Here is a 24,760-nt window from a genome sequence, read left to right on the forward strand (position 1 = left end):
GCCGCAGCCGGACCGCTGTCGACGCGAGGGGGCCGCATGCGCATCCGATCCGCCCGCCCGGACGAGGCGGAGCTGCTCACCGCCATCGCCCTGCGGGCCAAGGCGTACTGGGGTTACGACGAGGCCTTCATGGCCGCCTGCCGGGAGGAGTTGTCCCTGGACGCGGCCGCCGTCGAACGGGCGTCGACGCTGGTGGCCGAGGAGGGCGGCCGGGTGCTGGGGTTCGCCGTGCTGTCCGGCGCCCCGCCGTCCGGCGAGCTGGACCTGCTCTACGTGGAGCCGGACCGGATCGGCCGCGGCGTCGGCCGGGCCCTGTTCGAGGAGGTCCGCGACCGGGCCAGGGCCCTCGGCCTGCGCCGCTTCACCGTCGACGCCGACCCGAATGCCGAGCCCTTCTACCTGGCGATGGGCGCCGTCCGGATCGGCAGTACGCCGTCCGGCTCGATACCCGGGCGTGAACTCCCGCTGCTGGCGGTGGAGCTGGGGCCCTGAGCCCTGACCTCTGAGCCCTGACCCTTGAGCCCTGAGCCCGCGCGGCCGGGGGCGGCTCAGTGCCCGCGCGGCAGTCCGCGGTGCTTGAACATCGCCGCGCCGGTGAGCAGCAGTCCGGCGGCGATCGGGGCCAGTACGGCGGTCGCGGTGGCGGTGCCGTCCTCCGCGGCGGTCACGGTCGCGGTGTCGGCGAGGGCGAGGGCCTCGGGCGTCCCGGTGCCCGCGGGGGCGGTCGGGGTCGCGGCGGGGGTCGCCGTACCGGCCGTTCCGGCGGGTGCCGCCGAGCCCGGCCCCTCGTGCGCCGCGGCTTCCCGGACGAGTGGCGTCCCGCCCGCCCCGGCCGTTCCGGGCCGGTCCGGCGCGTTCGGGTCGTCGGCGCCGGTGGTGCGGCCGGACCGGGGGCGGGGGACGACCGGCAGTGCGGCCGGTTCGCCCTCGCGGGAGGCGCGGGTCCCGGTGGGGCGGTCCTGGGCGGGGACACCGCCGAGCAGACCGGAGGCGAGGGCGAAGGCGTCGGGGACGGCGGTTCCCTGGCCGGGCAGCGGCAGCCCGCCGGCCCGGATGCGCTCCTGGAGGACACCGTCGACCACCCCCGCGGCCCCGTCGGTCGGGCTGCCCGCCGGCTCGCCGCCGGTCCGGGCGCCGCCGGTCCGTTCACCGTCGGCCGGTTCGCCGCCGCTCGGTTCGCCGACCGGACCGGGGGAGCGGCCGGGGTCCGCGGCGCCGTGCTGCCCCGGCCCGACCGGGCGGACGGCTGACGGCCCGTCGAGCGCGGGCCCGCCGTGCGTGGCCCGGCGGACGACCGGCCGGGGCTGCTCCGAGGGGGGTCCGGCGGTGGCCGCGTACGCGCCGGGGGCGCCGACGCCCCAGAGCTGGGCGAGCAGGGCCCCGCCGGCGGCGACGGTGTGTGGGCGGGGCAGCCACCGGGCGGCCGCTCGCCGTGCTCCGGCGACGCCGCGGGCGGCGGGTTCCTGGGGCTCGGTCGCGTGATTGGCTCGCACGTGAGTTGAGAACGAGCGGGCGGGCGGTGAGGTCACGGCCGCCGTCACGGACAGTCATCGCGCAGGTAGCCCCGGGGCGCTGTCCCCCGGGGCCACCGACCGCGCGGCGGTCAGGAGTTGGGACGCAGGGTCCAGGTGACCGTCATCACACCGGTGACGGCGCCGTCGGCGCGGGTGATCTCGACGGTGACCGGGAACTCGGGGCGGCCGCCGGCGTCCAGCTCGGCGACCACCTCGGCGGCCGGGCGGCCGAGCACGGCGGTGGCGGTGACCTCGCCCATCGCCAGCTTCTTGTAGGCGATCTCGGCGTTCACGGCGAGCGGCACGGCCCGGGAGAGCTGGTCCCCGAAGGCGGCCAGCACGATGCAGCCGCTGGCGGACTCGGCGAGGGTGAACATCGCGCCGGCGTGCGGGCCGCCGACGTGGTTGTGGTACGCGGGCTGGTCGGGCAGCCGGAGCACGGCGCGGTCCGGGGTGGTCTCCAGGTACTCGAGCTTGAGGGTGTGCGCCATCGGCACGGTGGCGTCGAGCATCTGGCCGATCGAAGGAGTGGTCATGGCGACGATGTTACTAGCCGGTAGCTTGTTGCGGCAGGGGCGGACCGGAAAACCCGGACCGCCGGGCACAACTGAGCCCACGCCCGATCGGAGAACGCGAGACGATGCGAGAACGCGAAAACGCCCGAGGGGCCGATCTCTTGAAGAGATCGGCCCCTCGGGCTCTGGGGTGAGTAACGGGACTCGAACCCGCGGCCACCTGGACCACAACCAGGTGCTCTACCAACTGAGCTATACCCACCATCTGTCCGGTCCGTTCCCGCTTCCGCGTTCCCGTTCCGACAGGAAGAACTGTACAGGATCCGAGAGGGTGCTCGCGCCGGGGTTCCGTCCCGGCCGACGGCGGCACCCCCTCCGACCCCGCGACGACCCGGTCAGTCGGTCGCGGCCCGGTACTTCTCCGCGATCCCGCGCGCCGTCTCGGCGTCCGGGCCGGGCTGCGGCACGAACACCGCCTCGCGGTAGTAGCGCAGTTCGTCGATGCTCTCCCGGATGTCCGCGAGCGCCCGGTGGTTCCCGCCCTTCGGCGGGCTGTTGTAGTACGCCTTCGGGTACCAGCGGCGGGCCAGCTCCTTGATCGAGGAGACGTCCACGATCCGGTAGTGCAGGTGCTTCTCCAGGGCCGGCATGTCCCGGGCCAGGAAGCCGCGGTCGGTGGCCACCGAGTTGCCGCACAGCGGCGTCTTCCCGGCTTCCGGCACGTGCTCGCGCACGTACGCCAGGACCCGCTCCTCGGCCTCGGCCAGGGTCACGCCCTGCTCCAGCTCCTCCAGCAGGCCGGAGGAGGTGTGCATCGCGCGCACCACCTCCGGCATGTTCGCCAGGGCCTCCGCCGGGGGGCGGATGATGACGTCCACGCCCTCGCCGAGGATGTTCAGCTCGGAGTCCGTCACCAGCACCGCGACCTCGACCAGGGCGTCCCGGTCGAGGTCGAGGCCGGTCATTTCACAGTCGATCCATACCAAACGGTCATTCACGCAACTCACCCTACGGCGCGATCACGCGCCGCGGGGACCGGAGGAGCCGACCGGGGTGCCGGAGCGCAGCCGTCGGCCTGGTGCTCCTCCGCCCCGTCGTGCGTGCCGGGGCCGTCCGGGCGCTCGCCCTCCCGGCCGGTGCGGACCGGGTGGCCCTCCCGCCCGGGGCGTGCCTCGCGCGCCGCCCGTGCCCCGTCCGCCGCGGTCACCCGGGCGCCCGGTGTACGAACCTGGGGAGCCCGCGCCTGCCGGCCCCGGAGCTCACCCGCCCCGGTCGCCGGCTGACCGGCGGCACCCGTCGGAACCCGGCCGCCCGGGGCACCGTGCGCCCGTCCGGCCGCGCCCGGCTCGTCACCGGGGCGCCCGTCCGCGCTGCGGTGCCCCTGGCCCTGACCGCGCGCCCCCGGCTGGGGGTGGCCGTCCTCGGCCGCCGCGTGCTCGGCGGTGCGCGGCGGACGCCCCGCACCCGGACCGGCCTGCGGCGGCACCAGCGGCGACCGCACCGGACCGCGCGCCGCACCCTGCTGCCCGGGGTGCGGCTGCTGCGCGGCCTGCTGGTGCGGGTACGGCTGGCCCGCCCGGCCGTGGAAGCCCTGGCCGGCCGGCGTCCCGGCCTGCCCCGGACCGTACGGACCGGCCTGTCCGTGCGGCACCTGCTGTCCGTGACCGACCGGCTGCCCGTGCTGGCCCGGCTGGCCGGCCTGCCCCTGGGCGCCCGGACCGGCCGGGTACGGGTGGCCCTGCGGCCCGCCGTGCCCCGCGCCGCCGAACAGCCCGCCGCCCGCCGCGGCCGCCGCGTGCGACAGGGCGCCGGGCAGCCGGATGTCGGCCGCCGGGGTCGGCGTCTGCTGCCCGGGGCGGCGCGCCCGGTAGCTGGTCCGGTACGCCGCCGGGGAGACCCCGAGCTGACGGCGGAAGTGCCCGCGCAGCGCGACCGGCGACCGGAACCCGCACCGGCGTGCCACGTCGTCCACCGACAGCTCCGACGTCTCCAGCAGCCGCTGCGCCTGGAGCACCCGCTGGGTGATCAGCCACTGCAGCGGCGCACTGCCGGTGAGCGTGCGGAAGCGGCGGTCGAAGGTGCGCCGGCTCATGTAGGCACGGGCCGCCAGCACCTCGACGTCGAACTGCTGGTTGAGGTTCTCCAGCGCCCAGGTGACGACCTCGGCCAACGGGTCGTTGCCGATCTCCTCCGGTAAAGACTGATCGATGTACTGGGCCTGTCCTCCGCCGCTGCGGCGACTGGGCACCACCAGGCGGCGGGCCAGCGCGTTGGCGGCCTCGGCGCCGTGGTCGCTGCGCACCACGTGCAGGCACAGGTCGATGCCGGCGGCGGTGCCGGCCGAGGTCAGCACGTCGCCGTCGTCCACGAACAGCTCCCGCGGGTCCACGTGCACCCGCGGGTACCGCTTGGCCAGGGTCGGCGCGTACATCCAGTGGGTGGTCGCCGGGCGGCCGTCCAGCAGGCCGGCCGCGGCGAGCACGAACGCACCGGTGCAGAGGCCGATGATCCGCGCGCCCTCGTGGTGGGCCTTGCGCAGGGCGGTGATCGCCTCGACCGGGGGCGGCTGGGAGATCGAGCGCCAGGCCGGTACGACGATCGTGCCGGCCCGGGCGAGCGCCTCCAGCCCGTACGGAGCGGAGAGGGTCAGGCCGCCCGTGGTGGCCAGCGGTCCCTCCTCCCCGGCGCAGACCAGCAGTCGGTAGCGGGGCACCCCGGCGTCCTGGCGGTCCACGCCGAAGACGGAGAGCGGGATCGAGCTCTCGAAGATCGGTGCGCCGCCGAAGATCAGCACCGCGACGGTCTCCCGGCGGCGCCGGCCGGACAGCTTGCGCGGGGAACCGATGGTCGCCAGCGCGCCCGCGGAGCCGTTGCCGCCCGGGGCGCCGTGGCCCAGCGGGCCGTGGCCGGGGGCGGTGCCCAGGGCCAGGCCGCCGCCGCCGAGCGGGCCGGCGCCGGAACCGTTCAGCCCCGGGGCCGCGCCGGTGGCGGGGTAGGCCGGGTGGCCGGGGTAGCCCGGGTAGTCGCCGTAGGGCTGCGCGGGGCCGCCGTGGGGCTGGCCCGCGCCGTGCGCCGTGCCGTGGCCGGGTCCGTGCGCCGCGCCGTGGCCCGGGTTGACGGGGCCTCGGCTGACGGGCTGTCCGGCGGGGTTCGGGTAGCCACCCGGGTGCCCACCCTGGTACCCGCTCTGATGCCCGCCCTGGGCCGGCTGCACGCCGTACGGGGCGGGGCCGCCGTGCTCGACCGGGGAGTGGCCGGGGGCTGCGGACGGCACGGCGGGATAGGGGGAGTGCGAGGCGTGGCCCGAGGGGCTCGGGATGCCGGAGGCGCGGGTGGTGGCGGCGATCGCGGAGGTGCCGGTGCTTCTCACGGGCCGACTCGCGGTGCCGGTCGGCGCCTGGCCGCTGTCAGGACCCGCGTCGCTCCTGCTCACCCTGCTCAAGGCGCTCAAGCCCCCTCGGTGGTGTGGTGTGGGTGGTGCGGCACTGCTGGCCAAGATCGAAATCTATCGGGTGGACCGTTGCCGTTGTGACAAGTTCACCATCCGACGCTATGTCGACATGGCAATTTGGCGTGATGCATTCGATCACGAAGCGTGGCACCCGTCGACCCTTCTGGGAAGAGGGCCGGTACAACGGTGGCTGGTTGTCGCAGGACGGTTCCTGGGGTGTCCGGCTTCCGGGCGCCCGGTCGGCGGGTCTGGGCTGCGGATTTGCCCAAGGCGGAGCACGTGGCGCGAAATTGACCGAAAATCGGCGGTGCACGGGAGGGCGCACGGGCACCGGCCGTGCGCCTCCCAGGCTTCATCCGGCCAGTGCCAGGACGGGCGGACCGTTACCCCCGCGGCCCGGCTACGTTCCTGCCGTGAACACCGACCGCCGGCTCGAACAGGCCAACGACAATGCCGCCGCCTTCTGGCTCGCCCAAGCCCGTGCGCACGGCTGGCACTCCCGCGTCAGACCGGGCCTCACGGCCGTCCGCTGCGCCCGCACCCCGGACGACTCCCAGCGCTTCGTGGTCACCCGCCCCTACGCCGAACCAACCGCGCTGGAAAGGCAGTTGGCCGAGCTCCAGGCCGAGTGGGGCACCATCCGCTTCACCCTGGAGGACCCGTACGGCGGGCTCGACCTGACCCACCTCGGAGCCGTCCTGATGCCGCTCATGCCGGTGATGGCCCGGGAGCCCGGACCGGTCGACGGTGTGACCGCCGCCGGCTCGGTGGCCGACGGCCCGGCGGTCGGCGGCGCGGAGGTCGACGGCCCGGACGCCGGGCTGCCCTTCGTCTCGACGGCGCACGACGGCGCCCTCCTGACGGTTGATGAGGCATCGGACGGCGACGCCCTCGCGCTGGTGGAACGCATCGTCGTGGACGGTTTCCCGCTGCCCGCCCGACAGCCCTGGACCCGCGGCGAAGCCCTCCCGGAGCGGCTGCTCGCCGAACCCGGCTGCCGGGCCTGGCTCGGCCGCGTCGACGGAGCACCGGCCGGGGCCTGCCTCACCTACGACGACGGCACCGCCACCGGGGTGTACTGGGTGGCCACCCTGCCCGACCAGCGCGGAAGGGGCGTGGCCCGGGCCGTGCTGGAGGCCGCGCTGACCCATGCCCACCCGGACCGCCCGGCCACCCTGGTCGCCACCTCGGTCGGTGAACCGCTCTACCGCAAGCTCGGGTTCACCGGACAGGGCCCTACCCGGTGGTGGACCAGGACCTCACCGAGAGGCTGACCTGCGGGCCCGCGCTACCCGGCGACCGCCGCGGCGACCACGGCAACGACCTCTGCGACGGCGGGCGCCACGGCGAACACCGTACGGGCAGGCCCCGTCCCACCCGTCCCGTCCGCATCTCCTGCCCCACTCGCACTGTCCGTACCACCCGTTCCACCAGCACCTTCGGCTCCACCCGCCCCACCGGCCGCGCTGCGGAAGGGGGTTGACCGCCCCGGCGCGAACGACCGGTCGCGGTTCGCGCCCGGCTCCGCCCCACCGCCCGTCCGCAGGTCCCCGGCCGCCCCGGCGTCCGGCCCCCGGCGCGCTCCCGGGCGTTGGAGGCCGTCGGCGATCGCGGCAAACCCGCCTGATCGGTTTCGGACACCGGACCCGGCCCCGGCAACCGGGGCGACGGCCGTCCCGACGCTCACGGGAACGGGCGCACTCGGACCCTCCAGGGCGGTCGCCGTTGCACGTGCGCCGGTCCGTGCGCCGAGTTGCGCCGTCGCACGGGCGGGCACGGTGGCCGCCTGCTGCCGCCCGGACCCACCCGCGCGCACCCCTGGCCGGGCGCCCGTGCGCGTGGAGGGCGCGTTGCGTGCGGAGGGTGCGTTGCGCGCGGACAGCACCAGGCCGACGGCCTCTGGGATCCCGGCCGCTTTCAGCGTGGGCCGGTAGCCGTTCTCCGCCCACGGCCGGCCGTGGTGCAGCCAGACGCTGCGCAGCCCGGCCAGTTCGGCACCGGCGATGTCGGCGGGCGCGTGGTCCCCGACCATCCAGGTGTGCGCCGTCCAGTCCCCGGTCGGTCGGATGCCGCACCGCCGGGCGGCTATCTCGAAGATCAGCGGGTCCGGTTTGACGCAGTCGGCCTCCTCCGAGATCACCCAGCCGTCGACCAGCGGCCCCAGCCCGGTCCGCCGGATCTTCTCCAACTGCGGCCGGGTGCCGCCGTTGGAGACGATGCCGAGGGTCCACCCGGCCGCCCGCGCGGTCCGCAGCGCCTCCACCGTCCGGGGCGGGCAGTGGATGTGCGAGTTGATGCCGCGTCGGAAGTGCGCGAGCAGGAACTCGAGCGAGGCGTCCAGGCCGTAGCGGCGCCGGACCGCGGACAGTACGGTGCTGCGCGGCACGTAGCCGCCCCCGTCGAGGGTGACGAACCAGTCGAGGTCCCCGGGCGGCAGGTGGTGTTCGGACAGGAAGTCCCGCGCCCAGGCCCGGAAGGCGGCGTCCCGGGGGAGCAGCGTGTTGTCGAGGTCGAACAGGAGCAGCGGCATGCCGAGCATGGTGCCAGCGGCCCGGCCCATGCACCTGGCAAATGCCAGACCACGTCGCGAAGCCGTACGAAGTGGCTGAAAGGACCCGGACGCCGGATGGACGGGGCGGGCCCGGGCGGGCCGGTGAGCAGGCCGGGATCCGTGGGACGTAACGGTTGGCGACATTCCGCAACGGATCGTCGCCAATCCATGACAGTCCGGTCACGGTGTCCGGCGGGCCTGTTGCGCCACTGGGCCCGCTCAGTCAAGCTCCTTAGAACCTCCGTTCTGGAGGGGGGCGCGATCGCCTGCGGGCAGGGCGCACTGCCACGGCGGGCGCATCCTCCTTTCGCGGGAACAACGCCGCTCCGGGGCTTCGCCGCTGGGCCGGGCCCCGTGCTCGTCGTACTCTGAAAGGAACAGGTCACATACGGTGCTGCGCGTCGCCGACCGACGTCATCCCGTGGGCGGGCCTGCTGCCCGGGCAGCGTTGTCCTCCTCTCCTGTCGGCCCCTCTCCCTTGAAGAGCCGTGAGCCATGGCTGGTTTTGAGCCTTCCCGACCGGTCGAACCGGACGCGCCCCACAGTGCGGGCGCAGGGCCCCGGGGAGACGGCGCCCGCACCCACCTCGACCCGTCCGGCGTGCGTGACGACGACCGCGTCAACGAGCGCGTCAACGAGCGCGACGACGCGCGTGACGAGCGTGTCGAGCCATGTGTCGCCGAGCTCGACGACCGACGCATCGGCGAACAGCGCGGCGAGCGGCGCGGCGAACTGCCCGGTGGGCAGCCCGAACAGCATGCGGACGGCAGTGCCGCTACCGGCCGCGATCCTGGCGCCGACCTCGACCTCGACCTCGACCTCGACCCCGGTGCCGGCACCGGTGCCGAGGTCGGCGGCCGTGCCGACGGTTCGGCCCACCCCGACGGCGGGCCGGACGGCGGACGGGCAGGCGCCGTCGGGACGCCGCGGCCCGCAGCTGCGAGCCCTGGGCGGGCCGAACCCCACGCCCTGGTGCGCGCCCTGCGCGGCCTCCGGCGCGGCGGCCTCTCCAGGCGTGACCGCCCCGGGCCGCGCCAGCGCCGTGACGGGCGTCCGGCCGGGCCCGCGGAGCCCCCGGTGACGGGCCGCCCCGGCCCCGGCGCCGAACGTCCGGACACTGCCTCCGGTCCGCTCGGCGGGCACACCGAGCCGTCGGCGACGGACGCGCCCGGGCGCTCCCTCGATCCGGTGTTCCAGCACGGCGTCGTGGTGGGCTTCGACGGCTCGCTGTCGAGCGAGCGCGCCCTCGCCTACGCCGTCGGCATGGCCCGCCGGTCGCAGTGCGGCCTGGTGATCGTGCACGTCGCCAACCGCCTGCCCGCCACGGTCTGGGCGGGCTGTGAGCCTCCCGTCTTCGTCGATCTCCCGGACCACCGCACGGAGGTCCTCGGCCTGGAACTCGCCTGCGCGGACTTCCTCGCGGGGGTGCCGTGGGTCCTGATCGAGCGGGGCGGCGACATCTGCCACGAGATCGAGGAGGTCGGCCGCGAGTACGCCGCCGACGCGATCGTCGTCGGCACGACGCACGGCCTGCTCGGCAAGATCTTCGGCTCGGTCTCCGGGCGGCTGGCGCGGCGGGCCAACCGCCCGGTGATCGTGATCCCTTGAGGACTGTCCGCTGCCGAGGAGTCCCCGCGGCGGCGGTTCCCGCCGACGCGGTCGCTCCTCAACAGCCCTTGTGGAGTGGTGGGTTGGCTCGGCAGGCCCGGCTCCCGGGGTGACCACCGGAAGCCGGCCGTCAGGAGTCGACGGTCAGCTGCCGATCGTCACGACGTGACGCCGAGCTGCCGGGCGATGAGCATGCGCTGGACTTCGGACGTGCCCTCCCCGATCTCGAGAATCTTGCAGTCGCGCCAGAAGCGGGCGACCGGGAACTCGTTCATGAAGCCGTACCCGCCGTGGATCTGGGTCGCCTCGCGGGCGTTGTCGACGGCGGCCTCGGACGAGTACAGCTTCGCGATCGCGGCCTCCTTCTTGAACGGTTCACCGTGCAGCAGCCGGGAAGCGGCGTCCCGCCAGGCCAGGCGGGAGGTGTGGGCGCGCAGCTCCATGTCGGCCAGCTTGAACTGGATGGCCTGGTTGGCACCGATCGGGCGGCCGAAGGCCCGGCGGGTGCCGGCGTACTTGACGGACTCGTCGACGCAGCCCTGGGCCAGGCCGGTGGCCAGGGCCGCGATCGCGATGCGGCCCTCGTCGAGGATCCGCAGGAACTGGGCGTAGCCTCGGCCACGCTCGCCCAGCAGGTTGGCCGCGGGGACGCGGCAGTCGGTGAAGGACAGTTCGCGGGTGTCGGATGCGTTCCACCCGACCTTCGAGTACTTCTTCGAGACCTGGAACCCCGGGGTCCCGGTGGGCACGATGATGGACGAGATCTCCCGCACGGGCGAGCGCAATTCGCCTTCTTCACTCGAACGAGCGATCGGTTCGGTGAGCGCGGTGACGGTGACCAGTCCGGTGATGTCGGTGCCGGAGTTGGTGATGAAGCACTTGGTCCCGTTGATGACCCACTCGTCGGTGGCCTCGTCGTAGCGGGCGGTGGTGCGGGTGGCCCCGGCGTCCGAGCCGCCCTCCGGCTCGGTGAGGCCGAAGGCGCCGAGGAGTTCGCCGGAGGTCAGCCGGGGCAGCCACTCGCGCTTCTGCTCCTCGGTGCCGAAGCGGTGGATCGGCATCGCGCCGAGCGAGACGGCAGCCTCTAGGGTGATCGCCACCGAGGAGTCCACGCGGGCGAGTTCCTCCAGGACGAGGCCGAGGGCGAAGTAGTCGCCGCCCATGCCGCCGTACTCCTCCGGGAAGGGCAGGCCGAACAGGCCCATGCGCCCCATCTCGCGGACGATCTCGTAGGGGAACTCCTCCCGCTCGTAGAACCCGCCGATCTTCGGCGCCACCACGTCCTGGGCGAACTCCGCGACGGTGCGCCGCAGTTCCTCGTACTCGCTGCTGAGCCGGTGGTCGAGCATCTGATCCTCCTGGTGCCCGGCCGGGGTGGCCGCGGGCATGAGCGGGACGACCGGCGTCCGTCTGACGGTGTGACGGTCGCACGGTGTGGTTGACGGATGAAAGCGGTGCGGTGGCGCCGGCCGGGCCGTTCGGGCGGCCGGCGCCGGGAAGTCGGACGGGGCGGGTCAGCCCCGGGCGGCGCCGAGCAGCGCCTGGACGGTGCGGGAGGGGCTCGGGCGGCCGAGCTGCCCGGCCATCCAGCCGCTGGTCGCGACCAGCGCGCGCAGGTCGACGCCGGTCCGGACGCCGAGCCCGTGCAGCATCCACACCAGGTCCTCGGTGGCCAGGTTGCCGGTGGCGCTCTTCGCGTACGGGCAGCCGCCCAGTCCGCCCGCCGAGGCGTCCACCGTGGTGACGCCCTCGCGCAGCGCCGTCAGGGTGTTGCTGAGCGCCTGGCCGTAGGTGTCGTGGAAGTGCACGGCGATCCGGCCGACGGGCACGCCGGCCTTCGCGAACCCGGCCAGCAGCGCGCCGACCTGGCCGGGGGTGGCCACGCCGATGGTGTCGCCGAGGCTCAGCTCGGCGCAGCCCATCTCCAGCAGCTGGACGCCGTACCGGACCACCTGGTCGACCGGGACGGGCCCCTCCCAGGGGTCGCCGAAGCACATCGAGAGGTAGCCGCGGACGGTGACCCCGGCCTCGGCGGCCCGGGTCACGACCGGGCGGAACATCGCCATGGCCTCGTCCGCGGAACGGTTGAGGTTGCGCCGGGCGAAGGTCTCGGTGGCGCTGGCGAACACCGCGATGTCGGTGGCGTGGTGGGCGAGCGCGCGGTCGAGGCCGCGCTCGTTGGGGACCAGCACCGGCAGCCGCAGACCGGGGTGGCGCTCCGGCAGGCCGGCGAGCCGGGGGACCAGCTCCTCGGCGTCGGCGAGCTGGGGTACCCATTTCGGGTGAACGAAGCTGGTCGCCTCGACGGTCCGCAGCCCGGCGGCGGCGAGCCGGCCGATGAACTCGGCCTTGACCTCGACGGGCACCAGGGAGCTCTCGTTCTGCAGCCCGTCGCGCGGCCCGACCTCGTGGATCCGGACCTCCTCGGGCAGGCCGGGGGCGCGGACCGGGTCGGGCAGGCCCAGGTCGAGCGCGTCGGGCTCGCGGGTGGCGGTCCCCGTGGCGGGGGTCTCCGTGGCGGGGGTCTCCGGGGACGTCACGACCGCACCTCCGCGGGCTCGGCGGCCGCCTCGGCCGGGGTGACCACGACCAGCAGGTCCTCCATCGCGACGGTGGCGCCGGCGGTGGCCCGCAGTTCGGCCACCACGCCGTCGTGCGGCGCGGCGATCACGTGTTCCATCTTCATGGCCTCCAGCACGAGCAGGGGCTGGCCCTTGCGGACCGTCTCGCCCGCCGTGGTCTTGACGACCGTGACGGTGCCGGGCATCGGGGCGGTCAGCGCGCCGTGGTGCGCCGAGGCGCCGCCGGCGCTCTCGACGACCGGGTCGTAGGCGTGCATCGGCCAGGCGTCGCCCTCGATGCCGAGCCAGGTCACCGGGCCGGCCGGGAGGCCGGGGGTGGCGTCGGTGGCCAGCGCGAAGGCGGTCTGCAGGCCGTCGACGGTCAGGTGCAGCCGCTCGGCCACCAGGGTCGCGCGGGCGCGGTGGACGGGCCCGGCGTCCAGCTGGAGCTCCACCTCGCGGGCGGCCCCGGACGCATTGTCAGTGGCGTCGGTTACGTTGCCCGCAGTGATCGAACGGATGCGCACCGACACCGGGTCCTGGCCGGGGGTCCGGAGTCGGTGGGTGGTCCAGGCGGGGGTGCCGCCGAGGCGCCAGCCGGAGGGGAGGGAGAACGGGTCGGTCCAGCCGCCGGGGTCGGCGGCCGGGGTGAGGTCCAGGTGCCGTGCCAGCGCGGCCGCGTAGTAGAGGAGGTGGGCAGGTGACGGCGGTTCGGATGCCGAGGCGTCGGCGGGATCGGTCGCGGTCGGGGCTGCCGCGTCCGGGGCCGCCGCAGTCGGGGCTGCCGCGTTCGACGGAGAGTGCGGTGCGACGAGCAGGGCCGGCTGCTGCTGGGCCGTCCGTTCCACCAGGCCGGTGTCCAGTCGGCCGGCGACGACGTCGGGGTGGGCGAGCAGTCGGCGCAGGAAGCCGGTGTTGGTGGTGACACCCAGGATGCGGGTGTCGGCCAGCGCGGCGCGGAGCCGGCGCAGCGCGGTCGGGCGGTCGGGCCCGTACGCGATGACCTTGGCGAGCATGGGGTCGTAGGCGCTGGTGACGACGGTTCCGGGGGCGACCCCGGAGTCGACGCGGATGCCCTCGCCCTGGGGCTCGTCCAGGGTGAGGATGCGACCGCCGGTGGGCAGGAAGTCCCGTTCCGGGTCCTCGGCGCAGATGCGGGCCTCGATGGCGTGGCCCAGGAAGGAGACGTCGGACTGGCCGAAGGAGAGCGGCTCGCCCGAGGCGACGCGCAGTTGCCACTCGACCAGGTCCAGTCGGGCCGATTCCGGACCGACGGCGACGGCGAGTTCGGTGACGGGGTGCTCGACCTGGAGGCGGGTGTTCATCTCCATGAAGAAGAAGTCCCGCACCCCCTCGGCGGCGGAGGCGGGGGCGTCCGGGTCGATGCCGGGGACGATGAACTCCACGGTGCCGGCCCCGGTGTAGCCGCAGGACTCGGCGGCGCGGACGGCCGCAGCGCCCATCGCGGCGCGGGTCTCGGCATTGAGCAGGACGGAGGGAGCCTCTTCGATCAGTTTCTGGTGGCGGCGCTGGAGGCTGCACTCGCGCTCGCCGAGGTGGACGGTGGTGCCGTGGGCGTCGGCGAGCACCTGCACCTCGATGTGGCGCGGCCGGTCGACCCACCGCTCCAGCAGCAGGGTGTCATCGCCGAAGGCGGTCCGGGCGACGCGGCGGGCGGCGGCGATCTCGGTGGGCAGCTCGGCCGGGTCCCGCACCAGGCGCATGCCCTTTCCGCCACCACCGGCGGAGGGCTTGAGCAGGACGGGGTAGCCGATCTCGTCGGCGGCGGCGACGAGGTCCTCGTCGGTGGGCGCGGTGGCCTGGCTGCCGGGGACCACGGGGACGCCGGCGGTCCGGACGGCCTCCTTGGCGTTGATCTTGTCACCCATCAGCTCGACCGCACCGGGAGGTGGTCCGATGAAGACGAGGCCCGCGTCGGCGCAGGCGCGGGCGAAGCCGGGGTTCTCGGCGAGGAAGCCGTAGCCGGGGTGGACGGCCTGGGCGCCGGTGCGGCGGGCGGCGGCGAGGATCTGATCCGTGCGCAGGTAGGTCTCGGCGGCCGAGCTGTCGCTGCGGTCGGCCGGGCCGAGCCGGACCGCGATGTCGGCCTCGCGGACGTGCGGGGCGTCGGCGTCCGCGTCGCTGAACACGGCGACCGAGCGGACACCGAGCCGCCGCAGGGTGCGGATCACCCGCAGGGCGATCTCACCGCGGTTGGCGACCAGAACTGTGTCGAACATGGGAGGCGTTCCTCCGGGTCGAGGGGAGCCGTAAGAGAGGAGGTGGCGGTGGGCGGTTGCGGCGCCGGCCCGGTCGTCGGACCGGCGCCGCAGGAGTCACACCCGGAAGAGCGGGGTCACCGGAGCGGTGGCGTCGGAGTGCCCGCACTGGAGTGGTCGCGTCGGGGCGGCCACCCCGGAGCGGTCACATGCGGAAGACACCGAACGGAGCGGGCGGCGCCAGCGGGGCGTTGGCACAGGCGGTGAGGGCGAGACCGACGGCGGTGCGGGTGTCCATCGGGTCGATCACGCCGTCGTCCCAGAGCCGGGCGGTGGCGTAGTAGGCGCTGCCCTGACGCTCGTACTGCTCGCGGACCGGGCGCTTGAACTCCTCCTCCGCCTCGCCCGGCCACTCCTCGCCGCGCGACTCCAACTGGTCACGGCGGACGGTGGCCAGTACGGAGGCCGCCTGCTCGCCGCCCATCACGGAGATCTTGGCGCCCGGCCACATCCACAGGAAGCGGGGTGAGTAGGCCCGGCCGCACATCGAGTAGTTGCCGGCTCCGTACGAGCCGCCGATCACCACGGTCAGCTTCGGGACCCGGGTGCAGGCCACGGCGTTGACCATCTTGGCGCCGTGCTTGGCGATGCCGCCCGCCTCGTACTGCCGACCGACCATGAAGCCGGTGATGTTCTGCAGGAAGAGGAGGGGGATGCCGCGCTGGTCGCACAGTTCGATGAAGTGGGCGCCCTTGACGGCCGACTCGGAGAACAGCACGCCGTTGTTGGCGACGATGCCGACCGGGTGGCCGTGGATCCGGGCGAAGCCGGTGACCAGGGTCGCGCCGTACTCGGCCTTGAACTCGGCGAAGCGGCTGCCGTCGACCAGCCGGGCGATCACCTCGCGCACGTCGTAGGGCGTGCGCGGGTCGACCGGGACGGCCCCGTACAGGCCGGCCGGGTCGACGGCCGGCGGCTCGGCCGCGGTGAGCGGCCACGGGCTGGGCGTGCGCGGGCCGAGCTCGGACACGATGGTGCGGACGATGGAGAGCGCGTGGGCGTCGTCCTCGGCCAGGTGGTCGGTCACGCCCGAGGTGCGGGAGTGCAGGTCACCGCCGCCCAGCTCCTCGGCGGTGACCACCTCACCGGTCGCGGCCTTCACCAGCGGCGGTCCGCCCAGGAAGATCGTGCCCTGGTTGCGGACGATCACCGCCTGGTCGCTCATCGCCGGGACGTACGCGCCGCCCGCCGTGCAGGAGCCGAGCACGGCAGCGATCTGCGGGATGCCCGCGGCCGAGAGCCGGGCCTGGTTGTAGAAGATCCGGCCGAAGTGGTCGCGGTCCGGGAAGACCTCGTCCTGCATCGGGAGGAAGGCGCCGCCGGAGTCCACCAGGTAGATGCAGGGGAGGCGGTTCTCCAGCGCGACCTCCTGGGCGCGCAGGTGCTTCTTCACCGTCATCGGGTAGTAGGTGCCGCCCTTGACGGTGGCGTCGTTGGCGACCACCACCACCTCGCGTCCGGCGACCCGGCCGATGCCGGCGATCACCCCGGCCGCGGGCGCCGACCCGTCGTACATCCCGTCGGCGGCCAGCGGCGCCAGCTCCAGGAAGGGCGACGCCGGGTCGAGCAGGGTGTCCACCCGGTCGCGGGGGAGGAGCTTGCCGCGCGAGGTGTGCCGGGCGCGCGCCTTGGCGCCCCCGCCGAGGGCGGCGGCGTCGAGCTTGGCGCGCAGTTCGGCGACCAGGGCCCGGTGCGCCTCGGTGTTGGCCCGGTAGGCCGCGGAGCCCGGGTCGGCGGAGGTGCCGAGCCGGGGTGCCGGTGCTGCGGCTCCCGGTGCTGCGGCGATCGGTGCTGTGGCACCCGGTGCCGGCGCGGTGCCGGTCGGTGCGCCGAACCGGACGCCGGAGGAGGCACCGGTGGTTGAGATGACCATTCCCAAGAGCTCCCTTGCCCTCGGCAGCAGGCGGGCGGGCCGAGTACGGTGCGCCCCTGATCCTCACGTTAATTAACGTTAACTTACGCGCCCAGGTTAACGGCCGATAACCCGACTGTCTACGATGGGCGGCATGCCGAACGTCCCCGCAGCCTCCGCGCTCCCACGCCGCGACCAGATCCGCCGGGAGGCCGCGCGACTGTTCGCCGCCCGGGGCTTCCTCGGCGTGGGTGTGGACGAGATCGGCAAGGCCGTCGGCATCAGCGGCCCCGGCCTCTACCGCCACTTCGCCGGCAAGGACGCGATGCTGGCCGACCTGCTGATCGGCATCAGCGAGCGCCTGCTGGAGGAGGGGCGACGCCGGGCGGGCGGTGGCGACGGCCCGGCCGCCACGTTGGACGCCCTGATCAGCGGCCACGTCGACTTCGCCCTGAACGACCGCGACCTGATCACCCTGCACGACCGCGAGCTGCTGAACCTCAAGGAGGAGGACCGCCGTACCGTCCGGCGGCTCCAGCGCGGCTACGTCGAGCTGTGGGTGGACGTGGTCCGGCAGGCCCATCCGCCGCTCGCCGATCCCGGCGCGGAGCCCGTGGCGCGGGCCGCCGTGCACGCGGTCTTCGGGCTGATCAACTCGACCCCGCACAGCGTCGGCCCCGATCCGGCCCAGGGCGAGCGCGCCGGTCTGCAGCGCGACGGCATGGCCGCGCTGCTGCACACCCTCGCCCACGGCGCCTTCGCCGCGGCCGCCGACTCCGTGGCTGCGGCCGACGCCATGGGCGTCGATCGGGGGGCCAGGCCTGCGTAGGCCCGTTCGCCCCCTGTTCGCTGCCGCCCTTCCCCGACGTCGCCGACCCGGTACCGTCCCGGGTCGGGCCCGACCGGACAGGGCCCGACCGGACAGGGCCCGACCGGACAGGGCCCGACCGGACAGGGCCTAGGTCCAAAGGACGGCGCCTGCCCGCCCCCGGGGCGCTGGGCGCGCGCCGGGTTCTCGGGCGACCCTGGGGGGCAAGGGCCGGACCGTCGGGCCGCAGCTGTGTTCGATCGGGAATCACCGCAGGCCGCAAGCTGTTGCCCAGTCGCCGGACCGGACGATCCGGGCCGTACCGGAGTCAGTTCCGATCGCCTCGCGCGGCCGGAAATGCCGTGGCGGCCACCCGACGAAATGGTTAGCATCCCTAAATATGCCCGAGACTCACGGATCCATGGTGGAGCAATCCCCGAGCGGCCAACCGGCCCCCGGCCCCGACCCGGCCGCCGCCGTCGACGGCCCGCGGGCCACCGAAGCAGGCCCCGCACCGGAGGCGGCCGCCACTCCGAGCCCGGCCACCGCTCCGAGCCCGGACGGCGCTCCGAGCCCGGCCGCTCAGGCCGACGGCTGGCTGCGTCGCCTGATCGGCTACAGCTGGCGGTCCCGTCGCAGCGTGCTGCTCGCCTTCGGCGCCTCGCTGGTCGGCATGGCCGTCACCGCGCTCGTGCCGCTGGTCACCAAGCTGATCATCGATGACGTCATCGTCGCCCACACCCGCTCGCTGACCCCGTGGGCGGTGGTGCTGCTGCTCGCCGCCGTCGTGGTCTTCGGCTGCACCCAGGTCCGTCGCTACTACGGCGGCCAGCTGGCCCTCGACGTCCAGCACGACATGCGCAGCGACCTGTTCCGCTCGCTCGGCCGGCTCGACGGCCACCGCCAGGACCGCCTGGACACCGGTCAGGTGGTGGGGCGCGCGACCTCGGACCTCCAGCTGATCAACGGCCTGCTCTCGATGCTGCCGATGATGACCGGCTACCTGCTGATGTTCGTGATGTCGCTGGGCGTGATGGTCTGGCTGTCCCCGCCGCTGACCCTGATAGCCGTGGTGATGGCCCCTGCGCTGTGGTGGGTCAGCGTGCGCAGCCGTAAGCGCCTGTTCCCGGCCACCTGGGCCGCCCAGCAGGAGGCGGCCGCCGTCGCGGGCGTGGTGGACGGCGCGATCGGCGGGGTCCGGGTGGTCAAGGGCTTCGGTCAGGAGGCGCAGGAGCAGGACAAGCTGGAGCTGGTCTCCCGCAACCTGTTCGCCGCCCGGCTCCGGTCGATCCGCCTGAACGCCCGCTACAACCCGGCGATGCAGGCGATCCCGGCCCTGGCCCAGGTCGCGGTGCTGGCCTTCGGCGGCTGGCTGGCCGTCGACGGTCGGGTCTCGCTCGGGACGTTCGTCGCCTTCTCCACCTACGTCGCCCAGATGACCGGCCCGGTGCGGATGCTGACCATGGTCATCACGGTCGGCCAGCAGGCCCGGGCGGGCGTCGAGCGGGTGCTGCAGCTGATCGACGAGCGCCCGCTCGTCCAGGAGCGCCCGGACGCGCTCACCCTGGACCTGACGAGGGACGGGACCACCCCCGCCGACACCGCGGCTGATCGCCCGGCCGGCGCCCCGGACGAGGCCCCGGCCGCCACCGTCGGCCCCCGCACCCCGGACGTCGCCCTGGAGTTCGACCGGGTCGAGTTCCGCTACGACCCCGAGCACCCCGCCCCGGTGCTGCACGGGCTCAGCCTCGCGCTGGCCCCCGGCGAGACCCTCGCCCTGGTGGGCGCCTCCGGCTCCGGCAAGTCGACGGTGGCCCAGCTGGTGCCCCGCTTCTACGACCCGGCGGGCGGCGCCGTCCGCCTCTACGGCCACGACCTGCGCGACCTCACCCTGGACTCGGTCCGTGCGGCGGTCGGCATCGTGCCCGAGGAGAGCTTCCTCTTCTCCGAGTCGGTCCGCACCAACATCGCCTACGGCCGCCCGGACGCCACCGACGAGCAGATCGTCGCCGCCGCGCGCGCCGCCCAGGCCGACGAGTTCGTCCGCGCGCTGCCGGACGGCTACGAGACCAAGGTCGGCGAGCAGGGCCTGACCCTCTCCGGGGGCCAGCGCCAGCGCATCGCCCTGGCCCGGGCGATCCTGACCGACCCCCGGATCCTGCTGCTGGACGACGCCACCTCGGCGGTCGACCCGCAGGTCGAGGCGGAGATCCACGACGCGCTGCGCTCGGTGATGACCGGCCGCACCACCCTGCTGATCGCCCACCGCCGCTCGACCCTCCAACTCGCCGACCGGATCGCGGTCCTGGACCACGGCCGACTGCTGGACCTCGGCACGCACGAGGAACTCGAAGCCCGATGTCCCCAGTACCGGGCCCTGATCACCGACCCGGAAGCCGGCCGTGCACCGGAGCCACAACCCGGGCCCGCCACCGCCACCAGCACCGGCACCGCCGATACCCCCGCTGACTCCGCTGAGCCCGCCGCCACCACCGACGCCTCCGGCTCCGAGTCCGCGCCGGCCGCGGAGAAGGACCGGCCGTCCGCGCAGACCCCTGTACTCCCCACCCCCGCCCTCGCCAAGGCGGCCCGCACCGCCGACCCCGAGCTGCTGGCCAAGGTCGCCGCCCTCCCGCCGGCCGCCGACGCCCCCGCCGTCCCCCGCGCCGAGGCCGAGACCGGGGATCCGGATTTCAGCCTCGGCCGCCTGCTGCGCCCCTTCCGCACCCCGCTGCTCATCGCCTTCCTGTTGGTCACCCTGGACGCGGCCGCCGGGCTGGTGCTGCCGGTGCTGATCCGGCACGGGATCGACGAGGGCGTCCGCAAGGGCCTGATGGCCGGTGTCGCGGTCGCCTCGATCACCGCGCTCGTCGTGGTGCTGCTGGACTGGCTGGTGCAGGGCGCCGAGAACCGGGTCAGCGGCCGGACCGGTGAGCGGGTGCTCTACACCCTCCGGCTCAAGATCTTCGCCCACCTCAACCGGCTCGGCCTGGACTACTACGAGCGCGAGTTGACCGGCCGGATCATGACCCGGATGACCACCGACCTGGACTCGCTGACGTCCTTCCTGCAGACCGGAATGGTCACCGCGGTGGTCAGCCTGCTGACCTTCGCCGGGATCTTCGTGGCCCTGCTGATCATCGACGCCGGTCTGGCCCTGGTGGTCTTCGCGGTGCTGCCGCTGCTGGTGATCGCCACCCTGGTGTTCCGGAAGAGGTCCAAGGACCAGTACGAGCGCTCCCGGGACCTGATCAGCACGGTCAACGCCGACCTCCAGGAGAACGTGGCCGGCATGCGGATCGTCCAGGCCTTCCGCCGTCTGGACACCAACACCGACCGCTTCGTGGCCCGCGGCATCGCCTACCGGGAGGCCAGGGTCCGGGCGCAGTTCTACATCTCGCTGTACTTCCCGTTCGTCCAGTTCCTCTCCAGCGTGGCCGCCGCGCTGGTGCTGATCGTGGGCGCCGCCCGGGTGGACGCGGGGACGCTGACGGTCGGCGCGCTGGTCGCGTACCTGCTCTACATCGACCTGTTCTTCGCCCCGGTCAACCAGCTGTCGCAGGTGTTCGACGGCTACCAGCAGGCCTCGGTGGGCCTCGGCCGGATCCGTGAGCTGCTGCGCACCCCGACCACCACGGCCGCGGCGGCCGATCCGGTCCCGGTGTCGAAGGGGCTGCGCGGCGAGATCAGTTTCGAGGGCGTCGGCTTCGCCTACAACGGCGGGGCGGACGGCGCACCGGAGGTGCTGAGCGCCGTCGACCTGCACATACCCGCCGGTCAGACGGTGGCGCTGGTCGGCGAGACCGGCGCGGGCAAGTCGACGCTGGTGAAGCTGGTCGCGCGGTTCTACGACGCGACCGAGGGCACCGTCCGGGTCGACGGGGTGGACCTCACCCGCTACGACCTGGCCCAGTACCGCCACCGGCTGGGCGTGGTGCCGCAGGAGGCGTACCTGTTCGCGGGCACGGTCCGCGAGGCGATCGCCTACGGCCGCCCGGACGCCTCGGCGGCCGAGGTGGAGGCGGCGGCCCGGGCGGTCGGCGCGCACGACATGATCGTCGGACTGTCGGGCGGCTACGACCACGAGGTCGCCGGCCGCGGGCGCAACCTCTCGGCCGGTCAGCGCCAGCTGATCGCGCTGGCCCGGGCCGAACTGGTCGACCCGGACATCCTGCTGCTGGACGAGGCCACCGCGGCGCTCGACCTGGCCACCGAGGCCGCCGTCAACCAGGCCGCGGACCGGCTCAGCGGCGGTCGCACCACCCTGGTCATCGCCCACCGGCTGACCACCGCCGAACGCGCGGACCGGGTGGTCGTGCTGGACCACGGCCGGGTGGTCGAGGACGGCACCCACACCGAACTGCTCGCGCTGGACGGGACGTACGCCCGGCTCTGGCAGGCGTTCATCGCGGACGGCCACCCGGCCCCGACCGAGACGGTCGCCGCCGGGTAACCGCGGTCGGGTCGTCGGGCGGTCCGACGGCGGCCCGGCGGTCCGGCGGTCGGGCGGTCGGGCGATGCGCTCAGGCGGCGATCAGCGAGGCCAGCAGGCCCGAGGCGTCGACGCCGCGCGGCAGGTCGCTCACCTGGCCGTCCCCGACCTCCACCACCCGCCAGCCGGAGCCGTCCGCCCGGCTGGCGAGGTCGGTGGTGACGAAGCGGCAGCCGAGTCTTCGCACCAGCGCGGGGACGTGGGTGAGGTCGGGCTCGACCCGCTGGTGCGGGGTGTCCGGGTGCGGGCCGACCAGGATCGGCCGACCGTCGAGCCACCACACCCGGACCTCCACCGCCCGCCCGTCGCCGCCCGCGCCGTTCGGGCCGCCCGCGTTGCCGACGCCGCCCGTGCCGCCACGGCCTCCCGCGCCTCCCGCGCCGCTCGCGTCTCCCTCGGCACCGTCAGCGGCCCGGCCCGTTCCGTCGGCGCGCTCGAACTCCTCGTACCGGCGCAGCACCACCCCGCCCGCCAGGGACTCGCCCTGCAGCTCGACGAACCGCCCGACCACCCGTCCGACGGTCGCCAGGTCCGCCAACTCCGGTACGTAGCAGGCCTCGTGCCACTCGTGCTTGCGGGACTTCACGTAGTCCTTCACGATCGCCGGCCCGGTGCCGCCGAGCCGGGCCACGGCGTCCGCCAGTTCCGCCGGGGTGGGTGCCGCCGTCCCGTCGGACGGGATCCAGACGCTGGGCGGGGTCGCGCCCTCGAACACCCCGTACCAGCCGGGCAGTTCGTGCGCCGCCGCGTAGCCGGGCGCGCTGGTCAGCAGGTTGCCGCCGCGGGCGGTGAGGGCGGCGGCGAACCCGGCGTACCGGGCGGAGGGGAGCATCCAGCCCCGGTACCAGAGCGGTCCGCAGTCCCGGGGCACCCGCCGGACCGCCTCCTCGGGGTGTCCGGCGAGCAGTGCGTCGTGGTCGACGAGATGGTGCTCACCGCCCAACTCCCGTAGCAGCCGGGCCTCCCAGGCGAAGTGCGGATCGGGCCGGCGCGGGTTGAGCGGATCGGCGGGGAAGAGGATCGAGGGTACGGGCATGGCGGTCAGGGTAAGGCCAGCGGGCCGCTCCCGGCTGCGATCCGGCGGCGGTCGGTCGCCCCGGTTCCTCCCCCGTGGGGCGTCGGGACGGCGGATCCGGTCGACGCCCGGTGCGGGCGCTGTCAGAGTGTCCCGATGCGAAGACTGCTGCGACCGCACCGACGCGTTCCCCGCCGGGCCGCCCGTACGGTGGTGCTGGACGGCGACGGCTCGGTGTTCCTGCTCCGTTCGGACAACGACGAGGTCGGCGTCCACTGGACGATGCCCGGCGGCGGGCTGGAGCGGGGTGAGACCCCGCTGGTCGGCGCCCGGCGCGAACTGTGGGAGGAGACCGGCTGGACCGATCTCGAACCGGGCCCGCTGCTCTGCACCTGGGAGCACGACTTCACCTGGCACGGAACCCCGGTCCGCCAGCACGAGCACATCTACCTCACCCGCGGACCGCACCGCGGCCCGGTCGGCGATGTCAGTGCGGTGCACGCCCAGGACCGGATCCTCGACTGGCGCTGGTGGACCCCGGCCGAGCTCGCCGACGAGAACGCGGACGCACTCTGGCCGCCCCGGCTACCGGAGTTGCTGGAGCCCGTCCGCGCGGGCTGGGCGGTCGACGGGCGCCCTCCGGTGCCCGTCGACCTCGGTTACATCCCGAACGCCTGACCGCGTCCGCCGCGTCGGGCGGCCCGTCCGCCCGGCCCGGCCGGGCCGAGCTCCCAGCCGTGCAGGTCCAGCTCCCGGTCGTGCAGCGCCCACGGGTTCATCCGCACCGTCAGCCGGGCGCCGGCCAGTTGCTCGACGGTGAGCCCGGTTTCGATGATCAGCTGCTCGGTCGACACCGAGACGGCGATGGCGGGACGCCAGGAGGGCAGTACGACCAGGCTGGTCCCGCGACCGACCCGGATCGGCTCCGCCGTCACCCGGACCGGTGTCCGCTCCTCCGGGCGGCCCACGGCGTCCGACTGGACCGGGCTGCCGCCGATCAGGATGCCGAGCGGCGGTTCGGCCCGGGCTGCCTCGGTACCGGTCCCGAGGGAAGCGCCGACAGCAGTCGCGCCTTCGACCCCCACTCCGGTCCCCACTCCGGTCCCGACCCCGAGCCCGGTGCCGGCCCGGTACGCGGCGTTCGCCCCGGGCTCCGGGGGCGCGGTGGTCGGGTGACCGGCCACCGGCCCCGTTGCACCGGTCGGTGTACCCGTCCACCCCGCACCGGGCGGCCGGGTGCCGGCCGGGTCGGTCGCGGCCGTCTCCCGTGCGGCCGCCTCCTGCCCGGTCGGGCCGGCCGGCGGGTGCATCCGACGCAGTCGGCGGGACGGCGACGGCCGCCGCGAGCCGAGGCTCCGGAGCTCCTCGCGCCCCGAACGCGCCACCGCTGCGGGCCGGTTGCCCTCGACGGGCGCTGCGGTCCGCTCGAACCGGACGAACCCCGACCCGGTCCGGTCGTAGGCGGAGCCCGCACCCGAACCGGCACTCGCACCGGCGTGGACGCCGGTACCGGCGTCGGCCTCGGGCCCGGAGTCCACCTCGGAGTCCGCCTCGGACGCCTCCTCGGCCTCGCCGAGCAGCGCCCGTACCTCCGCCACCGGCCGGCGGCACGCGGCCGCCAGCTCGGCGAGCGAGCGCCCCTCGGCGCGCGCGGCCCGCAGCCGGTCGGCGAACGCCTCCCGGAGCCGTGCCGTGGTCGCCGCGCCGCTCGTCGTGTCGCTCGCCGTACCGCCGTCGGCAGCGCCGCAGTCGTCGGTGCCGCCGTCCGCGGAACCGCCGGCAGCGCCGCCGCCGTCCGCTGTCGCGCCATTTGCCGCAGCGCCATTTGCCGCAGCGCCATCCGCCTTGGCGCGCCGGAGCCGCGCTTCGACGTCCTCCGGCGTGCGCGGCTGCGGCACCGAGTCGTGGCGGACGAGGGCGCCCGGGGCGCCGGGCGCGCCGACGTCGGCCGCCGTCGCGATCGAGCAGATCGGCGCCCCCGCGCCGGGCGGGCGGGGCCCGTCGGTCGGGGGCGAGGAGTCGGCACCGTCCGCAGCGGTCCCGGACGGTCCGGGCGGGGCGGGGTCGGTGGAACCGGGGTGGAGCGAAGTCATCGGCGGGCCCTTCGGGGGACG

17 protein-coding genes, 1 tRNA gene and 1 pseudogene are annotated in these 24,760 nt (G+C 74.8%); 6 read left to right on the top strand and 13 right to left on the bottom strand.

What is annotated here, in order from left to right; translation table 11 throughout:
- Window positions 1–36 precede the first annotated feature (36 nt).
- Entirely contained in the window at window positions 37–492 is a 456-nt protein-coding gene (locus tag ACFC1T_RS04470; RefSeq protein WP_375883401.1) for a GNAT family N-acetyltransferase, read from the top strand.
- 56 nt (window positions 493–548) lie between these two features.
- Here ACFC1T_RS04470 and ACFC1T_RS04475 read toward each other — a convergent pair whose 3' ends face one another.
- The 5 genes and pseudogenes from ACFC1T_RS04475 to ACFC1T_RS04495 all read right to left on the bottom strand — a co-directional run.
- A complete protein-coding gene (locus tag ACFC1T_RS04475; protein WP_375883404.1) occupies window positions 549–1,493 on the bottom strand; it encodes a hypothetical protein in 945 nt (314 codons plus the stop codon).
- Between the two features lie 110 nt (window positions 1,494–1,603).
- Complete coding sequence (locus ACFC1T_RS04480) at window positions 1,604–2,050, bottom strand: DUF4442 domain-containing protein (protein ID WP_350504886.1); 447 nt, start codon at window positions 2,048–2,050, stop codon at window positions 1,604–1,606.
- A gap of 165 nt (window positions 2,051–2,215) precedes the next feature.
- Window positions 2,216–2,291, bottom strand: a tRNA-His gene (locus ACFC1T_RS04485).
- Between the two features lie 133 nt (window positions 2,292–2,424).
- Window positions 2,425–3,027, bottom strand: coding sequence for an oligoribonuclease (gene orn, locus ACFC1T_RS04490; RefSeq protein ID WP_375883407.1), 603 nt, complete (start codon window positions 3,025–3,027; stop codon window positions 2,425–2,427).
- Between the two features lie 850 nt (window positions 3,028–3,877).
- Window positions 3,878–4,883: pseudogene (locus ACFC1T_RS04495) on the bottom strand (helix-turn-helix domain-containing protein); the annotation flags it as partial.
- A gap of 1,010 nt (window positions 4,884–5,893) precedes the next feature.
- Between ACFC1T_RS04495 and ACFC1T_RS04500 the strand changes: the two are divergent.
- Window positions 5,894–6,754, top strand: a complete 861-nt coding sequence (locus tag ACFC1T_RS04500) for a GNAT family N-acetyltransferase (RefSeq protein WP_375883408.1) — start codon at window positions 5,894–5,896, stop codon at window positions 6,752–6,754.
- Between the two features lie 14 nt (window positions 6,755–6,768).
- On the opposite strand, the gene ACFC1T_RS04505 is transcribed toward ACFC1T_RS04500, so the two are convergent.
- Both ACFC1T_RS04505 and ACFC1T_RS04510 read right to left on the bottom strand, forming a co-directional pair.
- Window positions 6,769–8,010 carry an HAD-IA family hydrolase gene (locus ACFC1T_RS04505; RefSeq protein WP_375883410.1) on the bottom strand — a complete coding sequence of 414 codons (1,242 nt, stop codon included), beginning with the start codon at window positions 8,008–8,010 and terminating at the stop codon, window positions 6,769–6,771.
- 435 nt (window positions 8,011–8,445) lie between these two features.
- Entirely contained in the window at window positions 8,446–8,910 is a 465-nt protein-coding gene (locus ACFC1T_RS04510; RefSeq protein ID WP_375883412.1) for a hypothetical protein, read from the bottom strand.
- A gap of 198 nt (window positions 8,911–9,108) precedes the next feature.
- Here ACFC1T_RS04510 and ACFC1T_RS04515 point away from each other — a divergent pair, with 198 nt between their 5' ends.
- Window positions 9,109–9,639: a universal stress protein gene (locus ACFC1T_RS04515; protein WP_375883414.1), complete on the top strand. Its 531-nt coding sequence runs from the start codon at window positions 9,109–9,111 to the stop codon at window positions 9,637–9,639.
- Between the two features lie 158 nt (window positions 9,640–9,797).
- On the opposite strand, the gene ACFC1T_RS04520 is transcribed toward ACFC1T_RS04515, so the two are convergent.
- The 4 genes from ACFC1T_RS04520 to ACFC1T_RS04535 form a co-directional block, all read right to left on the bottom strand.
- Complete coding sequence (locus ACFC1T_RS04520; protein ID WP_375883416.1) at window positions 9,798–10,988, bottom strand: acyl-CoA dehydrogenase family protein; 1,191 nt, start codon at window positions 10,986–10,988, stop codon at window positions 9,798–9,800.
- Between the two features lie 165 nt (window positions 10,989–11,153).
- Entirely contained in the window at window positions 11,154–12,104 is a 951-nt protein-coding gene (locus ACFC1T_RS04525) for a hydroxymethylglutaryl-CoA lyase (protein WP_375883475.1), read from the bottom strand.
- Window positions 12,105–12,175: 71 nt separating this feature from the next.
- Window positions 12,176–14,440, bottom strand: a complete 2,265-nt coding sequence (locus ACFC1T_RS04530; RefSeq protein WP_375883418.1) for a biotin carboxylase N-terminal domain-containing protein — start codon at window positions 14,438–14,440, stop codon at window positions 12,176–12,178.
- A 184-nt stretch (window positions 14,441–14,624) separates the two neighbouring features.
- Complete coding sequence (locus tag ACFC1T_RS04535) at window positions 14,625–16,352, bottom strand: carboxyl transferase domain-containing protein (protein WP_375883420.1); 1,728 nt, start codon at window positions 16,350–16,352, stop codon at window positions 14,625–14,627.
- A gap of 133 nt (window positions 16,353–16,485) precedes the next feature.
- Between ACFC1T_RS04535 and ACFC1T_RS04540 the strand changes: the two genes are divergently transcribed.
- Window positions 16,486–17,160: a TetR/AcrR family transcriptional regulator gene (locus ACFC1T_RS04540; RefSeq protein WP_375883422.1), complete on the top strand. Its 675-nt coding sequence runs from the start codon at window positions 16,486–16,488 to the stop codon at window positions 17,158–17,160.
- A gap of 379 nt (window positions 17,161–17,539) precedes the next feature.
- On the top strand, window positions 17,540–21,592 hold the full coding sequence (locus ACFC1T_RS04545; protein WP_375883424.1) for an ABC transporter transmembrane domain-containing protein: 4,053 nt from the start codon (window positions 17,540–17,542) through the stop codon (window positions 21,590–21,592).
- A gap of 70 nt (window positions 21,593–21,662) precedes the next feature.
- Here the strand turns inward: ACFC1T_RS04545 and ACFC1T_RS04550 are convergent, their stop codons facing one another.
- A complete protein-coding gene (locus ACFC1T_RS04550) occupies window positions 21,663–22,667 on the bottom strand; it encodes an ATP-grasp domain-containing protein (protein ID WP_375883425.1) in 1,005 nt (334 codons plus the stop codon).
- Window positions 22,668–22,802: 135 nt separating this feature from the next.
- Between ACFC1T_RS04550 and ACFC1T_RS04555 the strand changes: the two genes are divergently transcribed.
- Entirely contained in the window at window positions 22,803–23,324 is a 522-nt protein-coding gene (locus ACFC1T_RS04555) for an NUDIX hydrolase (protein WP_375883428.1), read from the top strand.
- On the opposite strand, the gene ACFC1T_RS04560 is transcribed toward ACFC1T_RS04555, so the two are convergent.
- Complete coding sequence (locus ACFC1T_RS04560; RefSeq protein WP_375883430.1) at window positions 23,306–24,739, bottom strand: hypothetical protein; 1,434 nt, start codon at window positions 24,737–24,739, stop codon at window positions 23,306–23,308. The two genes, ACFC1T_RS04555 and ACFC1T_RS04560, sit on opposite strands and share 19 nt — an antisense overlap.
- Between the last annotated feature and the right edge of the window lie 21 nt (window positions 24,740–24,760).

The organism is Kitasatospora sp. NPDC056076 (assembly GCF_042266305.1).
GTDB lineage: Bacteria > Actinomycetota > Actinomycetes > Streptomycetales > Streptomycetaceae > Kitasatospora.